Genomic DNA, 21939 nt, shown 5'->3' on the forward strand with positions numbered 1-21939 from the left:
CATGGCCTTAACCTTTATTCTTTTTTTAAGATTAAAGTTCTGTTAATAAGCCAGTAGTTTATAAATCGTATTGTTTAATTTTTCTATATAAAGTACGTTCTGAGATTCCCAATTCTGCCGCCGCCGCTTTTCTTTTTCCTCTATTGCGCTCCAAGGATTTTTTTATTAGTTCTATTTCTTTTTCTTGTAAAGATAGGGTTTCTTCCTCTTCTATTTCTTCTGCAAAATGATACTTATCTTCTTGAATTGGCGAAATATTGGTAGGGGGATGGTTTTCTATTTTAGGTTCTGGTAATTGCAAAACCTCCATGGCCTCTTCTTCTTCATCCTTTAAATTGTTTTCCCCATTGCTTCCATAAATTTTTCGAATAAGGGTTTCATTTTCTTCCTGTACTTTTTCCCCATTGTCATTTTTAAGAAGTTCCAAAGTCAACTTTTTTAAGTCATTCAAATCTCCTTTCATGTCAAATAAAACCTTGTACAAGATTTCCCTTTCACTACTAAAATCTCCTTCCTTTTTGTCTTTTTTTATCACAGCCGGTAAATTGGAATCCCCGGCGTTGGGCAAATAACTGTTAAGTGTTCCCAAAGAAATATTTCTTTTTTCTTCCAAAACGGAGACTTGTTCTGCAATATTTCTAAGCTGTCTAATGTTTCCGGGCCATCTGTATTTTAAGAGAAGTTGAACGGCATCCTCTTCTAAACGAATAGTGGGCATTTTGTATTTCTGTCCAAAATCTGAAGCAAATTTTCGAAATAATAAGTGAATGTCTTCTTTGCGCTCCCTAAGAGGGGGTATATTTATTTCTACAGTGCTTAATCTATAGTAAAGATCTTCTCTAAACTTTTCTTTTTTAATGGCCTCGAACATATTTATGTTGGTGGCAGCTACAATGCGAACATTGGTTTTTTGTACTTGGGATGAGCCAACTTTTAAAAACTCACCATTTTCCAATACCCTTAATAGTCTCACCTGCGTTGTTAAAGGCAATTCCCCAACTTCATCTAAAAAAATGGTTCCGCCATCGGCAACTTCAAAATATCCACTACGGGTTTGTGTTGCGCCGGTAAAAGCTCCTTTTTCGTGCCCAAAGAGTTCACTGTCTATGGTGCCTTCTGGAATGGCCCCACAGTTTACCGCAATATACTTTGCATGTTTTCTATGGGACAATGAATGGATAATTTTTGGAATGGATTCCTTGCCAACACCACTCTCTCCTGTAACCAAAACAGAAATATCTGTTGGCGCTACCTGTATGGCTTTTTCAATGGCTCGGTTTAACTTTAAGTCATTGCCAATGATTTCAAAACGTTGTTTTATGGATTGGATACTTTCCATTGCTCTAGTTATTGTCTGAATAATCAACAGCCTCGCCCAAAAGAGTAGCCGAGGTACAGTCATTCATTTTTACATTTACAAAATCACCTACTTTATAATGCTCTTTTGGGAAGATAGCAACAATGTTCTGAGAGTTTCTTCCCATCCAATGTGCATCAGATTTTTTGGAAGAACCTTCTATTAAAATCTCTTCCGTTTTTCCTAAATGCTCTTCTGTTCTATATTTGCAATGTTCCCGTTGCAAAGCAATAACTTCTGCCAATCTTTTTTGTTTTACTTCTTCAGGAATGTCATCATCTAATTTTCTTGCAGCCATTGTTCCGGGTCTTTCCGAGTAGGAAAACATATAACCAAAATCATACTTTACATATTCCATAAGGGACAATGTGTCCTCGTGATCTTGTTGGGTTTCTGTAGGAAAACCTATTATCATATCTTGAGATATGCCACAGTTCGGAATTAGTTCTCTAATATCATCTATCAATCTAAAATACTCCTCCCTTGTATGCAGTCTATTCATAGCCTTGAGAATACGATTGCTTCCACTTTGCACAGGTAAATGTATATGATTGCAAATGTTTTTATATTTAGCCATAATCTTAATGGCATCTAGAGTCATGTCTTGTGGGTTGGATGTCGAAAAACGAATCCTCATTTTGGGTTGGGCAAGTGCTACCATTTCCAAAAGGTCGGCGAAATCCACAGCGGTAGCTTTTTGCATATCGCTGGCATTTACAAATTCTTTTTTGAGTCCACCACCATACCATAGATAACTATCGACATTCTGGCCAAGAAGTGTAACTTCTTTATATCCTTTTTCCCAAAGGTCGTTTACTTCTTCTATAATGGAGTGTGGATCCCGGCTTCGTTCACGGCCACGAGTAAATGGAACCACACAAAAGGTGCACATATTATCGCAGCCACGGGTAATGGAGACAAATGCTGTAACTCCATTGGTGTTTAGTCTAACCGGAGCTACATCCCCGTAGGTTTCGTCTTTGGACAAGATTACGTTTACCGCATTTCTGCCCTCGTCAATTTCTTGGATAAGATTGGGCAAATCTTTGTAGGCATCTGGTCCAACGACCATATCCACAATTTTTTCTTCTTCTAAAAACTTGCTTTTTAGACGTTCTGCCATACAGCCCAAAACACCCACTTTCATATGCGGATTGGTTCTTTTTACCTTATTAAATTTCTCCAGCCGCTTTCTTACAGTAAGTTCTGCTTTTTCCCTAATGGAGCAAGTATTTACCAAGACCAAATCTGCCTCATTTAAATTCTGAGTAGTATCATAACCTTCGTTGGCCAAGATGGAGGCTACTATTTCGCTATCGGAAAAATTCATCTGGCAACCATAACTTTCTATATAGAGCTTGCGGGAATTATTCTTTCCTTTTTTAGTGTTTAAGGCAGTTCCTTGAACGGTTTCGTCTATTATTTTTTCCATTAATTCTATCTTCCAATGGGTTTGCAAAGATAGTGCTAATTGGGAGATAGTGACAAAGTGACAGTTAAATATTTGACAAAAACTTAACGCAACGTCATCATAAGAATTCCATCTATGGTATAACAACTTAAAGAAATCAATCATGAAAAAGACATTTTTAATAGTATTGTCCTTTGTGGCACTGGGTTTTGTGTCCTGTGATAAAGAGGATAGTGAATATGCCGACTATTTGGTGGCGAGACCACTAATAATGACCAAGGCTGAATTTAGGAACAGTGTAGATATTGTATCGCCTTTGCCAATTAATGAATCTGGAAAAATCTATGCCTATAAAGATTATATTTTTGTAAATGACAAATATAAAGGGGTGCATGTTATAGATAACAGTAATCCTGTTTCTCCGCAGAAAATAGCATTTATAAAAATTGCAGGAAATGTGGATGTTTCTGTGAAAGATGATATTCTGTATGCCGATAGTCTTACAGATTTAATTGTATTGGATATTTCCAACATGGAAAGCATAACAATTGTGAACCGAATGGAAGATGTTCTCCGCGAGAATATGGTTTGGCCTTTTGAAGCTGATTTTATTGAGTATGATGGTTTGGATTATGAAAATGAAATTGTAGTAGGGTGGGAAACAGTTACCGAAAGAAGGTTAATTGAAGAATACGAACAAAGGTTTGGCGGTCCAGATGTTTTGTTTGCAGAAGTTGCAAATGATGCAGGAGGGAATACAGGACAGGGGGGTTCATTGGCCCGTTTTAAAATTGTTAACGATTATTTGTATGCAGTGGATAGTCATTCTATTAATGTGTTCAATATTTCAGACTTGGAAAACCCTCAGGATTTGGAAGATGTATATGCTGGTTTTGATATTGAAACCATTTTTAATAGGGATGACCAGTTGTTTCTTGGTAGTATGAGGGGCATGTATATATATGATATTTCTTCGCCGGCCACCCCAACTTTTATATCGGAGTTTCAACATGGCACAGCCTGTGACCCTGTAGTGGTGGATGGGGATTATGCTTATGTAACTCTTCGTGGAGGTAATCAATGCGGCGCAACGGAGAGTGGTCTTTTTATTGTTGATATTTCCAACATATCCAATCCAGTCTTATCTGAGACCTATGCCATGGATGAACCTTATGGGTTGGGGATAAAAGATGAGAAGTTGTTTGTCTGTGATGGTGCATCTGGTTTAAAAGTTTATGATAAGACGGATATTTCAGATTTAAAGTCTTTAAACCATTTTAAGGACATTATTACTTTTGATGTAATTCCCTTGGAAGAAAACTTGCTAATGGTTGGAGATGAAGTGCTTTATCAATACAAATATTTGGAAGATGGTTTAGAATTTATAAGTTCTCTGGAGTTAAATTAACCTTTTGAAAATAAAATTGAAACACCCTTTTTTAAGGGTGTTTTTTTATGCATTCCATTAGAGTAAAGGTTAAAATCAAAAAATTGATATACTTTTGTCACTTCAAAACCCAATGAATGGCAAAGAACTTAGTAATTGTAGAGTCGCCCGCAAAGGCAAAGACAATTGAGAAATTTTTAGGAAAAGATTTTAAAGTGGAATCCAGTTTTGGACACATTGCAGACCTGCCATCCAAAGAGCTGGGTGTAGATGTGGATAATGATTTTGCACCTAAATATATTGTTGATAAAGAAAAGAAGGCTCTGGTAAAAAAACTAAGGGATTTGGCAAACAAGGCAGAAACTATTTGGCTTGCGAGTGATGAGGATAGAGAAGGGGAAGCCATATCATGGCATTTGGCAGAAGAGCTAAAGTTGGATAAGGACAAAACCAAAAGAATTGTTTTTAATTCAATCACCAAAAGTGCCATCCAAAAGGCGATTGAAAATCCACGGGAGATAAACTATAATCTTGTAAATGCACAGCAGGCAAGAAGAGTTTTGGACAGATTGGTGGGATATCAATTATCACCTGTGCTGTGGAAAAAAATTAAGCCAGGACTTTCTGCGGGTAGAGTACAGTCTGTGGCAGTACGCCTAATTGTTGAAAGAGAAAGGGACATAGAAGCCTTTGATCCGGTAGCATCATATCGGGTTGTGGCACAATTTAAAACAAGTTCAGGTAGTGCTTTTTCCGCCAAACTGGGAAAAACTTTCACTACCAAAGAGGAAGCTGAAAAGTTTTTACAACAGAATATTGGAGCCAATTTTTCTGTTTCTAATTTGGATAAGAAACCAGCAAAAAAATCTCCAGCGGCGCCATTTACGACATCAACCCTGCAACAAGAAGCCGCAAGAAAACTTTATTTTTCTGTAGGCAGGACCATGCAGGTTGCCCAACGTTTGTATGAGGCCGGTCTTATTACTTATATGAGAACGGACAGTGTAAATCTTTCTGCAGAAGCCATTAATGCGGCAAAGGACGCAATAGAGGAAAATTACGGGAAGGAATATAGCAAGGTCAGAAAGTATACTGGAAAATCCAAAGGAGCTCAAGAAGCCCATGAAGCAGTGCGTCCTACGGATATGAAAAGACAGTCGCCGTCATTGGAACGGGACCAATCCAAATTATATGAATTAATTTGGAAACGTACTTTGGCTTCCCAAATGAGCGATGCGGAGTTGGAACGTACCAATGTAAAAATAAAGGCCAATACCCATTCAAATGAATTCAGTGCCAATGGAGAGGTAATTAAGTTTGATGGATTCCTTAAAGTATACATGGAAGGTCAGGATGAAGAGGATTTGTCAGAAGAACAAGAGGGAATGCTGCCAGCTATGAAAGTCGGGGATGCTCTGCAGAATAATTACATAACGGCAACAGAACGTTTTACAAGGCCGCCCTATAGATACACAGAAGCTTCTTTGGTCAAGAAATTGGAGGAACTTGGGATAGGAAGACCATCAACCTATGCCCCTACCATTTCCACAATTCAAAATAGAGGGTATGTGGAAAAAGGAACTGTTGAAGGAACTGAAAGAAAATATTCTCAATTGGTATTGGAAGCCAATGTGGTTTCTGAAAAAGGCTTAACGGAAACTATTGGGTCCGACAAGGGGAAATTAGTGCCTACTGATATTGGTATGATTGTAAATGACTTCTTGGTGAGCAATTTTGCTACCATTCTAGATTATAATTTTACTGCTAAAGTAGAGGAGGATTTTGATGAAATTGCAGATGGGAGTGAAGATTGGCAAAAAGTAATGCGTGAGTTTTATAAGGATTTTCATCCCAATGTTTTGGATGTTGAGGAAAATGCCGAAAGAGCAAGTGGCGAGCGTGTTTTGGGAACTGATCCAAAAACAGGTAGACAGGTTGCTGTAAGATTGGGAAGGTTTGGTCCTATGGTTCAAATCGGAACTGTTGAAGAGGAAGAAAAGCCATTATTCGCCAGTTTGTTGCCAGACCAATCGTTACAGACAATTACCTATGAAGAGGCAATGGAGCTTTTTACCCTTCCAAGAAAATTGGGAGTGTTTGAAGGAGAAGAAGTAGAGGCCAATGTAGGAAGATTTGGTCCTTATGTTAGGTTTGGAAAAAAGTTTGTCTCTTTGGAAAAAGGTGAAAGTGCTTTTGATGTGGATTTTGAAAGAGCCATTGAACTTATAAAAGAAAAGCAAAAGGCTGATGCGCCCATAACTACATATGAGGATAAAGATGTTACAAAAGGTGTAGGTAGGTTTGGCCCTTTTATAAAGTGGGACAGCATGTTCATAAATGTGAACAAGAAGTATGATTTTGACAATCTTTCCCAAGAGGACATCGAGGAATTGATAGAGGCTAAAAAACAAAAAGAAATTGATAAACTAGTGCAAGAATGGCCCGAAGAAAAAATACGAATAGAAAAGGCCAGATGGGGAAGGCATAACATTTTAAAGGGTAAAATAAAAGTTGAGCTATCCAAAGATGTTGATGCTAAAAAAATCACATTGGAACAAGCAAAAGAATTAATAGAAAAGAAAACTCCAAAAAGAAAAACAAAACCAAAGGCTAAAAAATAAATATGGCATTTGATTTTTTGATACCAGTTGCGGACAAGGTATTAGCCCATTGCGAACTTCTTCCGCCTCAGGCGCTGGGAAGCAATATCCATAAGCATACAGAGAGAAAGGGTCTTCCTGTTCTTGCCAATGCCTCCTTTGCGATAGTAGGGGTGTTAGAATCCAGAAATGCTTTTGAGAAAAAATTAGAACCCCTGAATATTTCTGAGATAAGATTGCAATTGTACAAACTAATGATGGGCAATTGGGACGCTACAATTGTAGATTTAGGTGATATAGAAGAGGGTGATAGTGTTGAGGATACCTACTTTGTGGTAAAGGAAATTGTTGCCGGTTTGTTGGAGGAAAATATAATACCTATTATTCTAGGAGCAACACAAGATATTACATATCCGGCATACAGGGCTTTTGATGGTATCAAGGACATGATAAATTTAGTGGCTGTTGACAGTAGGTTCGATTTTGGACAGGATGAAGAACTTATTTCTTCTAATTCCTATATGAGCAAAATAATTACAGATGCTCCCAACAATCTTTTTAATTTTTCCAATATTGGATATCAAAGTTATTTTAATGCCCAGGAAGAAGTGGATCTTATGGAGCGCCTGTTTTTTGATGCGTATAGGTTAGGGGATGTTTCAGCGAACATATCTTTGGCGGAACCTGTACTAAGGAATGCCCATATGGTAAGTATGGATTTAAGGGCCGTTAGGGCGAGCGATATATGTATGTCCAGTAATTTTTCCCCAAATGGTTTTAACGGAAGGGAAATATGTGCAATCGCTAGATATGCCGGAATTAGTGATAAAGTATCTGTCTTCGGAATTTACGAAGCTGAGAATACCTCACAGACATACCAATTGATAGCTCAAATTGTTTGGTATTTTTTGGAGGGTCATAACTATAGGGTGGAGGAGTCGCCCAATTCTAAAAATGAAGATTTCACAAAGTTCATTGTTCCCACTGATACAGAGGAATTGGTGTACTACAAAAGCCATTTAACAGAAAGATGGTGGGTAGAAGTGCCATCTATTTTAACTTCACATACTAAAACAAAATCACCTGCGTTATTACCATGCACCGAACAGGACTATCTGGATGCATGTAACCAAAATATTCCTGAAAGGTGGTTCAAAGCTTATAAGAAAGGCTTTAATTGATCAAAATATTTTTTAAGGATATATCTTTCTTACACAATATTTTAATCAAAAATTAGTTTTAGAGAATAATAATTGTATAACAATTTTTTTGAAGTCTTAATCCAAATTTAACCTAAAGTATGAAGAAGCTATTGTTACTATCTATAGCATTTGGTTTTTTACTCACCAGTTGTGGGTCTAAAACACAGGGGGAACTCGTAGGAGCCAAAGGAAAGAAGTGGTATCCTGAAAAACCCTATGGAATGGAACTTATTCCTCAGGGTGCATTCATTATGGGTAAGTCTGAAGAGGATATGGCAAAAGTCATGAGCGCACCAACAAAAACAGTAACTGTAAGATCGTTCTATATGGATGATACAGAAATAACTAATAGCGAATATCGTCAGTTTGTGGAATGGGTTAAAGACTCCATTACTAGAACCAAATTGGCCATCTTGGCGGATGAGTTAGGATTAGGTCCAGAAGATGGAGGTATTGGTGATTATGCATTTAAAGATGCAGATACAACCAAGATGTCTGTTTATGACAAATACATGATGGACAATTATTCTGGAATGGGGGAAACAGGTTATGAAGGTAGAGCTTTGAACATGGATGAAAATCTTGTTTGGGATACTTCTGATTATCCAGATGAGTATTATGCCGAAATTATGGACTCAATATATATTCCAGAAGAAGAGTCATATAATGGTCAAAGAACTGTAGATGTAACTATATTAAAATATAAATACAGTTGGATGGATATTGAAGCCGCTGCTCGTTCTAGATCAGGTAGTAGAAAGGATTTTATAAGACAGGAGGAATTGGAAATCTATCCAGATACAACTGTTTGGATCAGGGATTTCTCATACTCTTATAATGAGCCCATGCACAACGATTATTTTTGGCACGATGCCTATAGTGATTATCCTGTTGTGGGAGTTTCATGGGCACAGGCGAAAGCATTCTGTAACTGGAGAACCAAGTTCAAGAATGATGATCAAAAAGATAAAGGCAAACAGTTTGTAAATCAGTTTAGATTGCCAACGGAAGCTGAGTGGGAATATGCGGCAAGAGGAGGTATAGAAAGTGGAACGTACCCTTGGGGTGGTCCTTATGTAATTAGTGATACAGGTTGCTTTATGGCAAACTTTAAACCCCAGCGTGGAGATTATGCGGCAGATACGGCACTGTATACTGTAGAAGCCAAATCTTTTGAGCCAAACGATTATAACTTGTTCAATATGGCAGGAAATGTATCAGAGTGGACCAACTCTAGTTACGATCCAAACTCATATGAATATGTTTCAACGATGAATCCAAATGCCATATCTGGCGATAACGAAAGAAAAGTTATTAGAGGTGGTTCTTGGAAGGATGTTGCATATTTTTTACAAGTTAGTACAAGAGATTATGAATACCAAGATTCTGCTAGAAGTTACATAGGATTCCGTACAGTACAGGATTTTATGGGCGAAGAGGACCCTAAAGGAATCAGATAAAATTAATATTAACCTTATCTTAAATTTAACCAAATACTTATTATTTTTAACATTAAACTTAAATTAAATCTTAAATTATGGCACAGTCGAAATCAACAAAAAAATTATTTGCAATGGCCTATGGCCTTGGAGCTTCAGTCGTTATTATTGGAGCGTTATTTAAAATCCTTCACTGGGAGTTTGGACCTTTAACTGGGGGACTTCTTTTAGCTGTAGGTCTTATAACAGAGGCTCTTATTTTTGCAATTAGTGCATTTGAACCAATAGAAGAAGACGTGGATTGGTCTTTGGTATACCCAGAATTAGCGGGTGGACAAGCTAGTGGTAAGAAAAAGAGCGAAGCTCAGGAAGCTCAAGAAGCAGAAGGATTATTATCTAAAAAATTAGATAGTTTGTTAAAAGAAGCCGGTGTAGATGCCGAGTTAATGACAAGCTTAGGTTCTAGCATTAAGAACTTTGAAGGTGCTGCTAAGGGAATTGCTCCTACAGTTGACGCTATGGAATCTACTAAAAAGTATTCTGATGAAATGTCTCAAGCGGCAGCTCAAATGGAGTCTTTGAACAGTTTGTATAAAGTACAATTGGAAAGTGCTAGTAGACAAGCTTCTATCAATGAAGAAGTTGTTGAGAAATCTGGAGCACTTAAAGATCAAATGGAATCTTTGGCAACTAACCTTTCTTCTTTAAATGGAGTTTACGGTGGTATGCTATCAGCTATGAGTAAAAACTAATTAGTGTTAGTAAATAACAAATCCAAATCAAATTATTAATTAAACCTAATTAGAAAAACATGGCATCAGGAAAACAAGGGCCACGGCAGAAGATGATCAACTTAATGTATTTGGTCTTCATATGTATGCTGGCATTAAATATGAGTAAAGAAGTTCTTGCAGCTTTCGGCCTTATGAACGAAAAGATGGAGACTTCAAACAAAAAAACCGGAGAGAGCAATCTTGCCTTCTTGACAGGTTTGGAGACTAAAGCGACTGAAAACGAGGAAAAGTTTGGTCCTCTATACAAAAAGGCGCAAGAAATTAAGAGCTTGTCCCAAGAGTATTATGATTATTTAGAAGGCTTAAAAAAGGATATTACCAAAGATGTGGAAGATCCTAAAGATTATGCCGTAATGGATAAGTCGGATCACTTGGATGAAAAATTCTTTCAAGGTGATAACTTGGGTAAAGAAGGTAAAGAGTTCGTGAAGAGGATTACAGATTACCGTACTAAGGTTTCGGCTATTTTACCAGCAGAAATGAAAGAAGTAAAGACAGCAGTTTTAACTCGATTTGAAACTGGTGATGCTAATGGTAAAGTTGAGAAAAGAGACGGTACAAAGCAAGATTGGATCAATTATCATTATGAAGGTTTTCCTTTGATTGCTTCTTTGACCAAATTAACTGCCTTGCAGGCTGATATTAAAGCAACTGAAGAAGACGCTTTAAAATCTATGTTGGAAGGTCAGTTGACCAGTGAAATCTCTATGACCAACTATACAACTTTATTGGAACAAGAAAAGTCAGCTTACTATGCTGGTGAGAAGTTCACAGGAAGTATAGTGTTGGGACGTAAAGATGCTTCTACTAGACCAAATGAGGTAAACATTACTTTGGATGGTAGAAAGTTGACTGAAGGTAAAGATTTTGCTATCGAAGATGGTAAAGTAAAATTATTGGTAAGTGCAGGCGGCCCTGGAGATCATGAATTAAAAGGAAACTTGGTATTCTTGCAGGATGGTGAGAGAACAGAAGTGCCTGTGTCTCAAAAATTCGCGACAATTACCAAGCCAAATGCTGCTTTAATTGCTGCTGATAAAATGAATGTTGTATATCGTGGTGTTGCTAACCCAATGTCTATTTCCATTCCTGGAATTCCTGACAATAAAGTTTCAGCATCTGCTCCTGGTCTTACCAAGAGAAGTGGTAGTAAATATGTAATGAATCCTGGTAAAGGTAGAACAGTAAAGATTATCGCATCTGGTGTATTGCCTGATGGTCAACGTATCTCTACTCCTGCCGAGTTTAGAATTAAAGATATTCCAAGACCATCTGGTTCTATTAGAGGAGAATCTGGTAGTGCAAAAATGCCAAGAACAAACTTGGAGATTGCAACTGTTGGGGCCTTATTGGAAGATTTTGATTTTGACCTTAATCTTGCCGTAAGTGGATTTAAGTTTAAAGTGCCTGGACAACCAACTATCAATGTAAGAGGTAATAAGTTGGACGGTAGAGCTAAGTCAGCTCTTAGAAGGGCAAAAAGAGGTGATGCTGTTCAGATTTTTGACGTAGAAGCATACATTACCAATAACAGAGGCTACAAGTTGAAAAAAGTATCTCCTGTTGTTGTTGAAATTACAAACTAGTACGTAGTACGTTTAATATAAAACTTTTTAGTAGGTATTGTGCATAAGCGCAATACCTCTAAAAAGTAAATAATTAAAAAGTTAGAAATGAATTGGAAGAATGTTTTATTTATTGGAGCTGTAGCTCTGTTACCAATGTCCATGATGGCACAGGCAAATATTTTAAATGCCAAAAAGCCAACTGAGATTGGAGTAAAAACAGAAGCACAAATTGCTCAAGATAATGATGCTCCTCTAGAATATGCCTATGTGGATGAAAGGGATATTCTTTGGTCCAAGACTTTATGGGAAACTATTGATTTGGACGAGCGTGTTAATTTTCCTTTGTACTATCCTACGGATACTATTGATATAGGATCGGATAGAAGGTCGTTATATGATGTTTTTATGAAAAACATTAGAAACGGTAAGCTAACTGATATCTATGCAGATTCTTATTTTACAGAAAAGCGTACTCTTGATGATATTAGAGGTGCTTTGCAAAAAGTGGATACCACGGATTATGGATACGAACAGTATAATGCAGGTGAGCAAATTTCTCCCGAATATATTAACAAAAGAGACCTAACTGCCGCTGATATTGAAGAATATCATATAAAAGGTATTTGGTATTTTGACAAACGTTTAGGGGAATTAAAGTATAGATTGTTGGGTATTGCACCTGTGGCACCGGATGTTAATTTTATAGATGACGAGTCTATGGATTTAGAAGATGCCAAGGTAGAATTGTTCTGGGTTTGGTATCCAAGCGCAAGAGAGATTTTACATGAGGCCAAGGTATTTAACCAAAGAAATTCTGCACAACCCATATCCTATGATATGTTGTTGAACGCAAGAAGGTTCAATGCAATTATCTATAGAGAGGATAACGTTCATGGAGACCGTAAGGTGAATGACTATGTTACAGATAATGCTCTATTCCAGTTGTTGGAGGCCAAACGTATTAAGGAAACTATCAGAGATAGAGAACAAGATATGTGGGCTTATTAGTGAAAATAAATGAAATTATATTGATTCCAATTCAATTATAAAATAAAAACGCCGCACTTTAAGTGCGGCGTTTTTTATTTTTGTCCCATGTTAGATTATCTGGTAGTGGGATTGGGCTTAGCTGGAATCTCTTTTTGTGAGACGCTTGAAAAAAATGATAAGACCTTTGTGGTGGTCTCGGATGATTCCCAAAAATCATCAACTGTGGCCGGTGGCCTTTATAATCCTGTTATACTTAAAAGGTTTACTTCAGCATGGAATGCAGGCGAGCAATTGGATTTTGCTATTCCATTCTACAATGGTTTGGAAAATAGGTTGGGGGTTCAATTGGATTATAAAGTTCCCGTCCTTAGGAGGTTTGCTTCAATTGAAGAGCAAAACATGTGGTTTGAGGCATCGGACAGAATTGTTTTAAAGCCTTTTTTGTCAGCTAAGATTGTTTCAAACATAAATTCCAATATAGATGCACCTTTTGGATATGGTGAAGTGTTGGGGACGGGTAGGATAGATACCCAATTGTTGCAAGAAAAATATTGGTCTTACTTGGTTGAAAAAAAGAGTTTGGTACACGAATCTTTTCGGTTTTCTGAATTAGAACAACATGGGGATTATGTTTCTTATCAATCCCTTAAAGCTAGAAGAATTGTATTTGCCACTGGGTATGGCTTAAAAGGAAACTCTTTTTTTAATTATTTGCCACTCAATGGTACAAAAGGTGAGTTGTTAACCATTAAGGCTCCAAGTTTAAAAGAAGAAAGTGTTGTTAAATCTTCAATATTTATAATCCCTTTGGGAAATGACTTATACAGAGTGGGTGCCACATACAAATGGAAGGACAAGACCCATACTCCCACCCAAGAGGCCAAAAATGAACTTTTAGAAAAATTGAGTGTTTTTCTAAGATGTGATTATGAGGTAATAGACCACGTTGCAGGAATTAGACCAACAGTAGTGGACAGGAGACCTTTGGTAGGAAGGCATCCGCAGTACAGAAATATCTATGTGCTCAATGGTTTTGGTTCAAGGGGAGTTATGATAGGCCCTTGGGCATCGAACAATTTGTATAAGTATGTGGAAACTGGGGAATCATTACCAAAAGAAATGGACATTGACAGATTCACAAAGAAATATTTTAAAGATCAGGCTTTTTTCCCTTCTGGGTCATAACCAATAAATAGGTTGATCCAGATATTTCTAGATATTCTTATTATGAACGGCATAAAAATAATCATGGTAACAACAATTGCTATGAAAGTAGTTTTTAGTGAAGCTCCTATAAACAATTTGGAAATAATAAAGGCGGCCACGGCAAAAGCAATTCCCACCCCATAGCTTACATACATGGCTCCATAAAAAAATGAGGGCTCGATCTTGTATTTTGTACTACAATGGGAGCAACGCTCGTGCATTTTTAAAAGTTTGGAAACATTGTAAGGATTCTTGTTCAGATACATACTTTCTTCTTGACATTTTGGACAAGTTCCTGTTAAAATACTGTAGAGTTTGCTTCCTTTTTTTAACATTTGCAAAAGTTTTGACAAAACTACAGTTTCTCGTTAATTTTCATTGTAACAATAGTCACAAAATATGCTTAATATCCATAACCTTTCTGTTTCGTTTGGAGGAGAATATTTGTTTGAGGAAATTTCTTTTAGGTTAAATTCTGGGGACCGAGTAGGGCTCATCGGAAAAAATGGAGCGGGAAAGTCCACTTTGTTGAAATTGCTGTCCAAAGATTCTGCCCCAGACACTGGTGTTATAGCTTCTGATAAAGAGGTTAAGATAGGTTTTCTAAGACAGGATATAGATTTTGTGCAGGGAAGAACCGTTTTGGAAGAAGCCTACCAAGCATTTGAGGAAATAAAGAAGTTAGAATTACAATTAGATGACATTAACCATCAATTGGTAGAGCGTACCGATTATGAAAGTGAAATCTATCATCAACTTATGGTTGATCTTAACGATGTTACACATAGATATGAAATTTTAGGGGGCTATAACTACCAAGGTGATACAGAGAAAATTTTGCAGGGATTGGGTTTTTCACGCATGGATTTTGATAATAAAACCGACACTTTTTCTGGAGGCTGGCGAATGCGAATAGAACTTGCCAAGTTGTTGCTACAAAATAATGATGTTCTATTATTAGATGAACCTACTAATCATTTAGATATAGAATCCATTATTTGGCTAGAACAATTTCTAAAGAATTATGCAGGAGCAGTGGTGATTGTTTCCCATGATAAAATGTTTTTGGACAATGTAACCAATCGTACGATTGAGATTTCCTTGGGTAGAATATATGACTACAACAAACCTTATTCAAAATACCTGGTTTTGAGAAGTGAAATGAAGGAGCAGCAACTAAATGCACAAAAGAATCAGCAAAAAGAAATTCAGCAAGCTGAAAGGCTGATTGAAAAGTTTAGGGCAAAGTCTACCAAAGCTTCTATGGCACAATCACTTATCAAGAAATTGGATAAAATAGAACGTATTGAGGTTGATGAGGATGACAACAGTGTAATGAACTTACGATTTCCAATTTCCATTACCCCTGGAAAAATAATTGTTGAGATGGAGGAGCTTTCCAAAAGCTACGGAGATAAGCATGTGTTAAATGGTATTAATCTACTTATAGAAAGAGATAGTAAAACTGCTTTTGTGGGCCAGAATGGGCAAGGGAAATCTACTTTGGCAAAGATAATGGTTGGCGATTTAGATTTTGGAGGACATCTTAAATTGGGTCACAATGTTCAAATAGGATATTTTGCCCAAAACCAGGCGGAATATTTGGAAGGCAACAAAACCATATTGGATACCATGATAGATGCCGCTAACGAGAAAAATAGAAGTAAGGTCAGGGATATTTTGGGCTCATTTCTTTTTAGGGGGGATGATGTGGAGAAATATGTAAAAGTTTTATCGGGTGGAGAGCGCAATAGGTTGGCATTGGCCAAAATGCTCTTGCAACCTTTCAATGTCCTTGTCATGGATGAGCCCACCAACCATTTGGATATAAAATCTAAAAATGTTTTAAAACAGGCATTAATCAATTTTGAAGGCACACTAATATTGGTTTCACATGATAGGGATTTCTTGCAGGGTCTAACCAATAAAGTATATGAGTTTAAGGATAGAAAAATAAAAGAATATTTAGGTGATATTAACTTTTATTTGGAACAAAGAAAAGTTGAGGATTTTAGGGCCATTGAAAAAAAAGACGATGACGGCGGAAAGGCCAAACAAAAAAACAAACCAAAGGATACCAGTTACCAAGATGCTAAGGCGTTAAAGTCTTTAAAAAATAAACTAAGCACTATAGAAAGTAAGATTTCTTCCTTGGAAAAGGAAATAGGGAAAATAGACCATGAACTATTAATGGATTATGATAGCACCATAGCCAAGCCCAATTTCTTTGATGGTTATCAAAAAAAGAAGAAAACCTTGGAGGAATTAATGGAGAATTGGGAAAAAATCACATTGGATTTAGAAAATTACTCATAGACTTCTTTTTTTAACATACACCTAAAGGCTCTACACAACAGCTTTCTACATTTTCACAACAAAATTGGCCTGTTTGCTGCTGTTCAACGACTATTTTGGTATGTATAAGCTAATATTGTTAAATTTGTAGGACAAATCCTATAAATGTAAGATTTGATGTAATTTATCATTATCCCAAAATAATATAATAATGAAAAAAATTCTACCAATTCTAGCTATAATTTTAGTTGCAGGGCAGCTTGTTTTTGCCAATGTTTCCAGTAAGGAAAGAAGCGCATTATTGGATCTTTATAATGATACCAATGGTGCAGAGTGGGTTAATAAATGGGACTTAAGTGCTCCAGTGACCGAATGGTATGGGGTAAAAGTGATTGATGGTCATGTAGTGGAAATTAACTTGTTTAGAAACAACCTTAGTGGAGTCATTCCAAAAAGTATAAAAAAACTTAAAAATTTATCTCACCTTAATTTGGCATTCAATAATTTGGCAGGAGAATTTCCTAAAGAATTATCAGATTTGGAACAATTAAAAGTTTTAAAACTGGAAATGAACAGGTTAAAAGGTGTTATTCCCGATGAAATAGGAAGTTTAAAAAATTTAGAAGAGTTGTCTCTTTTTAATAATTTTTTAAATGGAAGCATTCCAGAAAGTATTGGGGATATAAAAAACTTAAAGGTACTTAATCTCTCTAGTAATAATTTAAAAGGAGAAATACCGGAATCCTTGGGTAACCTTACAATGTTAAAAAGTCTTGGCCTTTTTGAAAATACTCTAGAAGGGTCTATTCCATCAACATTGGGCAATTTGGCCCAATTAAAGGAGCTGGTTTTGGCCAACAATAATCTAGGAGGTGAAATTCCAAAAGAATTTGGCCAATTGGCAAGTTTGGAAATCCTTCAAATCCAAAACAATAAGTTTAATTCTTATAAAAGTTTGGAAATGATGAACACTAAACAATTTTTAGTTTTCGATTATGACAAAGAAGATGTCAGATTGGATTTTAAGGACATGGATTTCAGCAAAACAAGAATGGCTGACACAAAATTTGAAGAAGATAGAGATAATTAGTAATTTTTTATTAGTTAGTTTGAATTTAAAAGGATGTCCAATGGCATCCTTTTTTGTTTTAAATACTCTGTTATATTTAAGATATATTTAACAAGGCGGGCTTAAACTAATAGATAGTTTTGCAATCTAAATACCAATCTATTCTATCCTTTTATGAATCTCAGGAAAATTATTTTATCAATTTTAGGAGTCTTATTGATTATTGCTGCAATATATGCAGCTGGCCTAATTGTCAAAAGTAAAAAAGTACCGAAAGCTAGGCCAAATAAAGTAGTAAAGACAGTCTTTGTCGATACTGTGCAAAATGGTGTAGTCCCCATTATTGTGTCTGCTAATGGTAATTTGGTTGCAAAACAAAGAATGGAACTTTTTGCTGAGGTACAAGGTGTTTTTAGAAGAGGAAATAAACTCTTTAAAACGGGACAGGAGTATAGGGCAGGAGAAAGGTTAATAGGGATTGATGCTTCGGAATATTATGCCAGTGTACAATCGGCCAAAAGCAATTTATATAATTTGATTACTTCAATAATGCCAGACTTACGTTTGGACTATCCAGATGTTTTTCCAAAGTGGGAGGGGTATTTAAGAAGCTTTGATATTAACAAGAGTACCCCACCTTTACCAGAAATGACTTCGGAAAAGGAACAATTCTTTATATCAGGACGCGGTATTTTAACCAACTACTACAATGTTAAAAACTTAGAACAACGTCTTTCTAAGTATACAATAACAGCTCCATATAGCGGTGTTCTTACCGAGGCTTTAGTAACGGAAGGCACTCTGGTGCGTTCTGGTCAAAAACTTGGTGAGTTTATAAATACTGGAGTTTATGAATTAGAAGTGGCGGTTAGTAAAATACATGGAGAGCTTCTCAAAGTTGGGAAGGCCGTAGAGCTGATCAATTTGGATAGAACAAAAACTTATACGGGAAAGGTAGCTCGTATTAATGGTAGGGTGGACCAAGCTTCCCAAACAATAACTGCTTTTATTGAGGTAATAGATGATGAGTTAAAAGAAGGTATGTATATGGAAGCAAACCTTAATGCCAAAGAAGAAACCGATGCCATAGAGATTGATAGAGGGCTGCTATTGGAAAGCCAGCAGATTTTTGTGGTTAGGGATTCCATTTTGGACGTAATAGATGTAAGACCTGTTTTCTTTTCAGATAAAAAGGTTGTGCTAAAAAATGTTCCCGATGGTATTACAATTGTAGAAAAACCTGTTGTTGGTGCCTATGCGGGAATGCTAGTTAAAGTTTTTGATGAAAAAGGAACTACTGAACAAACCAAGGCTATAGAATAATGAGAAAGATCATATCCTATTTTATTAAGTACCATGTTGCGGTCAACGTTATTATTATTGCGTTTTTTATTTTTGGTATTGTTGGTGCCTACACCTTAAAATCTTCTTTTTTCCCACTTTCAGATTCCAAAAATATTTCTGTAAGTATTACATATCCTGGGGCCTCCCCTCAGGAGGTTGAAGAAGGTATAGTGCTTCAAATAGAGGATAATTTAAAAGGTTTGGTAGGTGTTGATCGTGTTACATCTACTTCTAGGGAGAATAGTGGCAATATCAATGTAGAGATAGAGAAGGGCAGGGACATAGATTTTATGCTTCTTCAAGTAAAAAATGCAGTGGATAGAGTGCCCTCATTTCCAACGGGAATGGAACCCTTGGTAGTGTCTAAATTAGAGGCTGTAAGACAGACCATAAGTTTTGCAATCAGTGGAGAAGGTATTCCCTTGGCAACCTTAAAACAGATAGGTAGACAAATAGAGAATGAACTTAGGGCAATAGAGGGTATTTCGCAGATAAGTATGTCTGGTTATCCCCAGGAAGAAATTGAAATTGCTGTTAATGAAAATAGCCTATTAGCTTATAATGTTTCTTTTTCCGAAGTGGCACAAGCAGTGAACAATGCCAATATACTGGTTACTGGAGGCAATATCAAAACTAATGAAGAAGAGTATTTAATTAGGGCCAATAATAGGAGTTATTACGGAGATGAACTATCGAATGTAATTGTCAGGTCAGATGCTTCGGGTAAAACGATTAGACTTAAGGATGTTGCCGTTGTAAGGGATAGATTTTCGGAAACACCAAATGCTTCTTATTTTAATGGAGAACTCTCTGTGAATGCCACAATCACCAGTACCAATACTGAGGATTTGATTTCTGCCGCCGATAAGGTGAAAGTGTATATCGAAGAATTTAACCAAAAGCACAATAATGTTCACCTGAGCATTGTGAACGATCTTTCCAAAGTGTTGAACCAACGAACTCAATTGTTAACAGAAAATGCGGTAGTTGGGATGATATTGGTACTTATCTTTTTATCTCTTTTCCTGAATACTAGATTGGCTTTTTGGGTGGCTTTTGGTCTCCCTGTGGCTTTTTTGGGAATGTTTGTTTTTGCTCCACTATTTAATGTTACTATTAATGTATTATCTCTTTTCGGGATGATAATTGTAATTGGGATTCTGGTTGATGATGGTATAGTAATAGCAGAAAATATCTATCAGCATTATGAAAAAGGGAAAACTCCTGTACAGGCTGCAATAGATGGTACAATGGAGGTTATTCCCCCTATTGTATCTGCCATTATAACAACGGTATTGGCATTCTCGATTTTCTTCTTTTTGGACGGAAGAATCGGAGAGTTTTTCTCTGAAGTTTCAGTAATTGTAATTCTTACCTTGGTTGTTTCTTTAGTTGAGGCACTAATAATTTTGCCTGCGCATTTGGCCCATTCAAAGGCTCTTCATTCAATGCAGCATACACCAAAGAAAGGAATCGCAAAAGTTTTCTTAAAGTTAAGGATAATCAATGCGGTGGGTGATCGTATGATGAACTGGATGAGAGATAGGTTGTACAGTCCGGCATTAAAGTTTGCTTTGCGGTATAAAATATTGACGTTTGCTTTTTTTGTAATGGCGCTAATACTCACATTTGGTTCTATTGGGGGCGGCATTGTTAGAACTGCTTTTTTTCCAAGAATTGCTAGTGATAGAATTGCCGTAGAATTGTCCATGCCCAATGGTACTAATGAGAAAATTACAGATTCCATTATAAGTTTGATTTATGATAAAGCCGAAATCGTGAATCAGGAAATGACGGATAAGTACTTGCAGGGTACAGATAAGATGTTGTTTGAAAATGTTATAAAGAATTTAGGGCCAGGTTCTTCTTCTGCAACATTGGTCATTAATATGCTTCCAGGCGAGGAAAGACCAGACGCCATTCGTTCAGATATGGTATCCAATAGATTGCAAGAATTGGTGGGGCCTGTAATTGGTGTGGAAAGTCTTATATATGGTTCAGGAGGAAATTTTGGAGGTAGTCCAGTTTCAGTTTCGCTTTTGGGAAGTAATATAGGGGAGTTAAAAGCAGCCAAAGCCGAACTTAAGTCGGTTATGGAGAATAATTCATTATTGAAAGATGTTGAGGATAATGATCCTGCCGGTATAAAGGAGATAAGACTAGAATTAAAAGAAAATGCCTATGCCCTAGGGCTTAATTTAAGAAATATCATGTCTCAGGTACGTGCCGGTTTTTTTGGAGCTCAGGCACAACGTTTTCAACGTGGACAGGATGAGATTAGGGTATGGGTGCGGTATGATAGGGAGAATAGGTCCTCCATAACGGATTTGGATGAGATGCGTATTGTTACCCCTAGTGGAAGTAGGGTTCCCTTAAATGAAATAGCCAATTATTCAATTGAAAGGGGAGATGTGGCTATCAATCATTTGGATGGGAGAAGGGAAATACAGATTTCTGCCGATATTAAAGATGTAGAGACTACAAGTTCTACGGATATTATGACTGATATTCGGACAAATGTAATGCCTGCAATACAATCAAGATATCCTACGGTCTCCGCATCTTATGAAGGACAAAACCGTGAAGCGGGCAAGCTCATGAAGTCTTTAAAGTTTGCTGGTCTTACTGTGTTGTTTTTAATTTATGTAACCATTGCCTTTACTTTTAGAAGTTTTAGTCAACCACTTATGTTGTTATTATTGGTGCCTTTTAGTTTAACAGCGGTTGCGTGGGGTCATTGGATTCATGGTTTTCCAATCAACATACTTTCTATGTTGGGCATTATTGCCCTGATTGGTATTATGGTCAATGATGGCTTGGTTTTAATAGGCAAGTTCAATAGTAATTTGCGGGAAGGAATGAAGTTTGATAATGCTATTTATGAAGCGGGTCGTGCACGTTTCAGGGCCATATTCTTAACATCAATAACTACAATTGCAGGTTTGGCCCCATTACTTTTGGAGAAAAGTAGACAAGCCCAGTTTTTAAAACCTATGGCCATTGCCATTGCCTATGGTATTGGTTTTGCAACCATATTAACATTGTTAATGTTGCCTTTGTTCCTATCCTTTAGCAATAAGGCAAAAGTTGTTGCAAAATGGTTAAAAACAGGAGATAAAGTAACAAAAGAAGAAGTAGAGAGAGCTATTAAGGAGCAAAATGAGGAACTGCATATGAAAGAGGAATTGCCACATAAATTAAACGGAGTACAGGAGTTATCCTCTAGTGTGGAGGAGAGCAATGCTGATGTGTCCCAAGTTTAAGAAGATAAAGAATA

The 21939-nt window shown here is 36.7% G+C and carries 15 protein-coding genes; 12 read left to right on the forward strand and 3 right to left on the reverse strand.

Features of this window, described 5'->3' with window-relative positions; genetic code table 11:
* Positions 1-58: 58 nt before the first annotated feature.
* Together GGR42_RS11825 and miaB are read right to left on the reverse strand one after the other, a co-directional pair.
* Positions 59-1339, reverse strand: a complete 1281-nt coding sequence (locus GGR42_RS11825; RefSeq protein WP_167964158.1) for a sigma-54 interaction domain-containing protein — start codon at positions 1337-1339, stop codon at positions 59-61.
* Between the two features lie 4 nt (positions 1340-1343).
* Entirely contained in the window at positions 1344-2789 is a 1446-nt protein-coding gene (miaB, locus tag GGR42_RS11830) for a tRNA (N6-isopentenyl adenosine(37)-C2)-methylthiotransferase MiaB (RefSeq protein WP_167964499.1), read from the reverse strand.
* Positions 2790-2931: 142 nt separating this feature from the next.
* On the opposite strand from miaB, the gene GGR42_RS11835 reads away from it, so the two are divergent.
* The 8 genes from GGR42_RS11835 (at position 2932) to GGR42_RS11870 (ending at position 13933) form a co-directional block, all read left to right on the forward strand.
* Positions 2932-4176, forward strand: coding sequence for an LVIVD repeat-containing protein (locus tag GGR42_RS11835; RefSeq protein ID WP_167964160.1), 1245 nt, complete (start codon positions 2932-2934; stop codon positions 4174-4176).
* A 116-nt stretch (positions 4177-4292) separates the two neighbouring features.
* Positions 4293-6776, forward strand: a complete 2484-nt coding sequence (gene topA / locus GGR42_RS11840) for a type I DNA topoisomerase (RefSeq protein ID WP_167964162.1) — start codon at positions 4293-4295, stop codon at positions 6774-6776.
* Positions 6777-6778: 2 nt separating this feature from the next.
* Entirely contained in the window at positions 6779-7936 is a 1158-nt protein-coding gene (locus GGR42_RS11845; protein WP_167964164.1) for a formimidoylglutamase, read from the forward strand.
* Positions 7937-8055: 119 nt separating this feature from the next.
* A complete protein-coding gene (gene porK / locus GGR42_RS11850) occupies positions 8056-9417 on the forward strand; it encodes a T9SS ring complex lipoprotein PorK/GldK (RefSeq protein ID WP_167964166.1) in 1362 nt (453 codons plus the stop codon).
* Between the two features lie 77 nt (positions 9418-9494).
* Positions 9495-10148, forward strand: coding sequence for a type IX secretion system motor protein PorL/GldL (gene porL, locus GGR42_RS11855; protein WP_167964168.1), 654 nt, complete (start codon positions 9495-9497; stop codon positions 10146-10148).
* Between the two features lie 59 nt (positions 10149-10207).
* Positions 10208-11776, forward strand: a complete 1569-nt coding sequence (porM, locus tag GGR42_RS11860; protein ID WP_167964170.1) for a type IX secretion system motor protein PorM/GldM — start codon at positions 10208-10210, stop codon at positions 11774-11776.
* 87 nt (positions 11777-11863) lie between these two features.
* Complete coding sequence (gene porN / locus GGR42_RS11865) at positions 11864-12766, forward strand: type IX secretion system ring subunit PorN/GldN (RefSeq protein ID WP_167964172.1); 903 nt, start codon at positions 11864-11866, stop codon at positions 12764-12766.
* 87 nt (positions 12767-12853) lie between these two features.
* A complete protein-coding gene (locus tag GGR42_RS11870) occupies positions 12854-13933 on the forward strand; it encodes an NAD(P)/FAD-dependent oxidoreductase (RefSeq protein WP_167964174.1) in 1080 nt (359 codons plus the stop codon).
* Here the strand turns inward: GGR42_RS11870 and GGR42_RS11875 are convergent.
* Positions 13906-14289, reverse strand: a complete 384-nt coding sequence (locus GGR42_RS11875; RefSeq protein ID WP_167964176.1) for a DUF983 domain-containing protein — start codon at positions 14287-14289, stop codon at positions 13906-13908. The genes GGR42_RS11870 and GGR42_RS11875 overlap by 28 nt on opposite strands.
* Positions 14290-14353: 64 nt before the next feature.
* Here GGR42_RS11875 and GGR42_RS11880 point away from each other — a divergent pair, with 64 nt between their 5' ends.
* The 4 genes from GGR42_RS11880 to GGR42_RS11895 all read left to right on the forward strand — a co-directional run bounded on the left by GGR42_RS11880 (position 14354) and on the right by GGR42_RS11895 (position 21925).
* The gene (locus GGR42_RS11880; RefSeq protein ID WP_167964178.1) at positions 14354-16270 is read left to right on the forward strand and encodes an ABC-F family ATP-binding cassette domain-containing protein; all 1917 of its coding nucleotides are present in this window, start codon (positions 14354-14356) and stop codon (positions 16268-16270) included.
* 190 nt (positions 16271-16460) lie between these two features.
* Entirely contained in the window at positions 16461-17339 is an 879-nt protein-coding gene (locus tag GGR42_RS11885; protein ID WP_167964180.1) for a leucine-rich repeat domain-containing protein, read from the forward strand.
* Positions 17340-17492: 153 nt separating this feature from the next.
* Entirely contained in the window at positions 17493-18641 is a 1149-nt protein-coding gene (locus GGR42_RS11890) for an efflux RND transporter periplasmic adaptor subunit (protein WP_167964182.1), read from the forward strand.
* Entirely contained in the window at positions 18641-21925 is a 3285-nt protein-coding gene (locus tag GGR42_RS11895; RefSeq protein ID WP_167964184.1) for an efflux RND transporter permease subunit, read from the forward strand. The genes GGR42_RS11890 and GGR42_RS11895 overlap by 1 nt, the downstream gene beginning before the upstream one ends.
* Positions 21926-21939: the final 14 nt, after the last annotated feature.

It is taken from the genome of Saonia flava, from assembly GCF_011927795.1.
GTDB lineage: Bacteria > Bacteroidota > Bacteroidia > Flavobacteriales > Flavobacteriaceae > Saonia > Saonia flava.